The sequence below is a fragment of the Catenibacterium sp. co_0103 genome, assembly GCF_004168205.1.
GTDB lineage: Bacteria > Bacillota_I > Bacilli_A > Erysipelotrichales > Coprobacillaceae > Catenibacterium > Catenibacterium mitsuoka_A.
Window position 1 is genome coordinate 1 of the sequence record NZ_RCYB01000144.1, and the last position, 3,520, is coordinate 3,520.

Annotated in this window: 6 protein-coding genes; 1 reads left to right on the forward strand and 5 read right to left on the reverse strand. The window is 32.3% G+C overall.

Annotated features, from left to right (window positions below; genetic code table 11):
• The 5 genes from EAI80_RS12430 to EAI80_RS12455 form a co-directional block, all read right to left on the reverse strand.
• Positions 1-207: helix-turn-helix domain-containing protein (locus EAI80_RS12430; protein WP_153188263.1), on the reverse strand; the 207-nt coding region annotated here is incomplete at its 3' end.
• Between the two features lie 563 nt (positions 208-770).
• Positions 771-1,544, reverse strand: a complete 774-nt coding sequence (locus tag EAI80_RS12440) for an alpha/beta hydrolase-fold protein (protein WP_129982292.1) — start codon at positions 1,542-1,544, stop codon at positions 771-773.
• Between the two features lie 33 nt (positions 1,545-1,577).
• The gene (locus EAI80_RS12445; protein WP_129982293.1) at positions 1,578-1,865 is read right to left on the reverse strand and encodes a septum formation initiator family protein; all 288 of its coding nucleotides are present in this window, start codon (positions 1,863-1,865) and stop codon (positions 1,578-1,580) included.
• 72 nt (positions 1,866-1,937) lie between these two features.
• Complete coding sequence (locus EAI80_RS12450; RefSeq protein WP_006505749.1) at positions 1,938-2,210, reverse strand: RNA-binding S4 domain-containing protein; 273 nt, start codon at positions 2,208-2,210, stop codon at positions 1,938-1,940.
• Complete coding sequence (locus EAI80_RS12455; protein WP_129982294.1) at positions 2,210-2,905, reverse strand: glycerophosphodiester phosphodiesterase family protein; 696 nt, start codon at positions 2,903-2,905, stop codon at positions 2,210-2,212. Before EAI80_RS12455 ends, EAI80_RS12450 begins: the two co-directional genes overlap by 1 nt.
• A 324-nt stretch (positions 2,906-3,229) precedes the next feature.
• Here EAI80_RS12455 and EAI80_RS12460 point away from each other — a divergent pair.
• Positions 3,230-3,520 (forward strand): hypothetical protein (locus EAI80_RS12460; RefSeq protein ID WP_202976647.1); only part of this gene is annotated, 291 nt, incomplete at its 3' end.

Below are 3,520 nucleotides of genomic sequence, written 5' to 3' on the forward strand. Positions count from 1 at the left end.
TGGATGACTCGGAAGATACTCATTGTTAAGCCATACTCTAAACTGATTGCTGCTCATAAACTTTTTGCCACTTTCATAAAGTTCCTTGTTATGAGCAAGATAGAAATTATAGATAAATCTGCAAGTACCTATTGTTTTACGAATCCTGACTTTCTGCTCCTCTGTTGGATTTATTTCCGCCTTGAAGCTCTTCAGCAATTTCCTCATCCCTTTCTATCAGTTTTTTATACTTACGAAGCCCTTTGCAACCTACAGGAGAACACATGGAATATTGAAATAATATCCTGCATGAGTACTCCATCTGATTTCTAATCTCATTATAGAATAGATGGAAAATTTATTCATCAAATTCAGCTTCATGAACACCGTTTATTAGGCGTTAAAAATATTTTTTTCACTAACCTGTGGTCTGAGGGTATTCAAATTATGGTTTTAATTTTTTGTTCCATTACTTCATCTAATAAATCGTTACGCGGTTTCCATAATCTCCAATACACTGGTCTACAATAGTTCTTTCGCATTACAAAAATATCTTAAAAATGCAACTTGATCTAGTAAATGATGATTATAAGTATAATAATGCCTATAAGTTTGGGGTCGGTTTGCCTTCAAAGTTCCTTCTCTATCTCACCGTTATAATATCTTAACAGATACGCCTAAAAGTCAATAAAATCCGTTTGTTTAAAATTCGTGATATTTGATGTGTTCATTCTAATGCTCTCCTTTGAGTGAGTTTGAACACATTTAATCACAATATTCAATATATTTAGTTACTTATATTTTCCTCCTCCATATAAATAAGACATAAAGACTGGTACTCTTTTTCTCCAGCAGGTTTCACTATGCACATCATGTTCAAAGACACGATACATATAGTCAATTCCTTTTTGTCTTATTAAATATTCTATTTCATTATTAGACCATAAATAATCCTGACTCAAAGAGTCATCATCATAACCTTCTTTCCCACCTACATCAAAATAAAAACGTTCAATTCCACTTAGGTCACTTGTCTTCACTAAATCAATAAATTCCTTTTGATAGAGCCAATAGGCAGTTGAAAATGCAGCACCCTTATGAAATACATCTGGATGCTTCATACAGGCATAAGCAGTGATTACTCCACCAGAAGAGCTCCCTACCATAGCCGTATCATCTTTTAATGTACGATAACGGCCATCTATATATGGTTTTAGATCATGAATCAACCATTCACAATACTCTTCTCCAGTTCCTTTAATGAGCTCATGAGACTCATCACGCATTAAGACACCACTGTCAACATCCCAGGGACCATATTCACTTGCACGACCATATTCACTAAAGACGCAGGGAATAGCTACTACAATAACCTTTAAACCACTTTTCTTTAAATAATCTTCTATACCCCAGCTGACACCAATATAAGCCTGATCATCAAAAAAGGCATTCTGACCATCATTCATATAAAGTATAGGATATCTTTCTTCACTTTGATAATAATCGTCAGGAAGATAAACAATTATATTTTTATCTCTACATTTATTATAAATCTTTTGAAACATACTATCTCCTTACAAAAACAAATAAGCACATGCTTATTTGTTTTCCGGTAGAATAATCACTTCTTCACCATTTTTAGAAAATATATAATGACTACGCGCATAACGTACTACATAATCACTATCATTTAAACTATCTACTTCTTTTGCGAGTTTTGCCTTTTCTTTCTTTAATTCATTCTTTTGTACAACAAGTTTCTGATAAGTGGCCTCTTCAGTCTTAATATGCTGTACTTTTGCATATAAAGTATAAATAAGAAATACAGAAATTATAAGAAAGACAATTCCATATATATTACCCATTTTTCTTTTCTTTTTAGCCATTCGAGTCAACTCCTTAACTAATCGAATTATACCATTATTCTGCCATTAAAAAAAGAACCTTACAAAAGGCTCTTAGTAAATAGTTTCTTCTTCTACTTTTTCTTCTTTAATAATTTCATAAAGAGAAGATGCTTCATCCTTTAATACATGGTCTTTAAGCATCAATACTTTCACTGTTAAGATAGTACGTCCAAAGCTGACTTCTATTTCATCACCAATTTTCACTTTAGTGGCAGGTTTAGCAACTTTACCATTTACTTTAACACGTGATGCCTCACTTATTTCTTTAGATAATGTTCTTCTCTTAATAATACGTGATAACTTTAAAAATTTATCTAATCTCATTATTTATCCTCTTCAAATAATCCATTCGCAAATATAAAATCAATATCTTCTTTCTTAAAGAAGTCATACTGTTCTTTTTCTTTAATTGTCCAGGCACCTATTTTAATATGTCTACTTTTTAAATCTACTATTTCTTCATGTGTCAAATAAGAATAACGACTATGAATACCATCTAAATGATGATCAATCACCTGCTGTTTACACTTCTTATAACCTCTTAGTACGATTAAAGCACAATAAGAATCAGGCATTAAAGCACGCATATTTAATAATCTTTCTAGACTTGTAGAAGAAAAATAAATACGATCTGTCATATGATGCTTCATAATCACATCTCTTAATTTTTCTTCAAGACCACTAGATACAGTATCCTTGATTTCTATATTCAATAATTTATCGGTAGAATCAAGCAATGTCAAGAGAGAATCAAGCGTAGGAATCTGTTCTGTGATATCCATCTTATTATTATAATTATATTGACGTGCTTCTTTAAATGTCATATTTCTTAAAACACCTTTACCATTACTTGTACGATTGATCTTATCATCATGTAGTAACAGAAGTTCGCCATCTTTTGTCATCTGTACATCTGTTTCTATCCCTTCAAATGAAGAATTGACTGCTTGTTCAAAAGCAGACATTGTGTTCTCTGGAAATAAATCACTATACCCTCTATGTGCTAATCTTTTCATCATAATCACCCTTTCTAACAAAAAAAGCCAGCGTTCAGGTCACTGGCATGAGGCAGTTGAAGAGAATCGGCAGGTGCTAATGTTCTCTTCCTATTTCATTATAACATCTTTCTGTAATAAAGATAGCCATAAAAGGTTAATTCTAAATTAAAGGATTTACGAGAAAACAAATTTATCTAAAGAAACGGCAGAAACCCCCATCTCAATATAAAACATAGGTGGGTAATAAATGCCGATGATGAATTTGTTTGAGAAATTTTGGAATAGTGAGAGTATAAAATATATGGGAAGCTTTTTTTCTAAATCTGTAGAAAGGAGGCTAAATATATGTATCTTACAGTCAAGCAGCAGGTAAAGCATCTGTCTAAGGAAGACTATCGTTCCATCAAGGAATTATGTCATATTGCAACGAATCTTACCAATCAGGCAATCTATAACATCAGACAAAACTACTTTGCAGAAGGCAAATATCTCAATTATGAGAAGAACTATGCACTTCTGAAGTCGTCTGATAATTATAGAACGCTTAATTCCAATATGACACAGCAGATACTGAAGGAAGTAGATGGTTCATTTAAATCATTCTTTGGTCTTCTTAAAAAGGCAAAGCAGGGAAAG

What these genes read in the sequence shown, in the direction of transcription:
- EAI80_RS12450 (WP_006505749.1), bottom strand. Translation starts at nt 2,210, where the DNA reads ATGAGATTAGATAAATTTTTAAAGTTATCACGTATTATTAAGAGAAGA.
- EAI80_RS12440 (WP_129982292.1), bottom strand. Translation starts at nt 1,544, where the DNA reads ATGTTTCAAAAGATTTATAATAAATGTAGAGATAAAAATATAATTGTT.
- EAI80_RS12455 (WP_129982294.1), bottom strand. Translation starts at nt 2,905, where the DNA reads ATGATGAAAAGATTAGCACATAGAGGGTATAGTGATTTATTTCCAGAG.
- EAI80_RS12445 (WP_129982293.1), bottom strand. Translation starts at nt 1,865, where the DNA reads ATGGCTAAAAAGAAAAGAAAAATGGGTAATATATATGGAATTGTCTTT.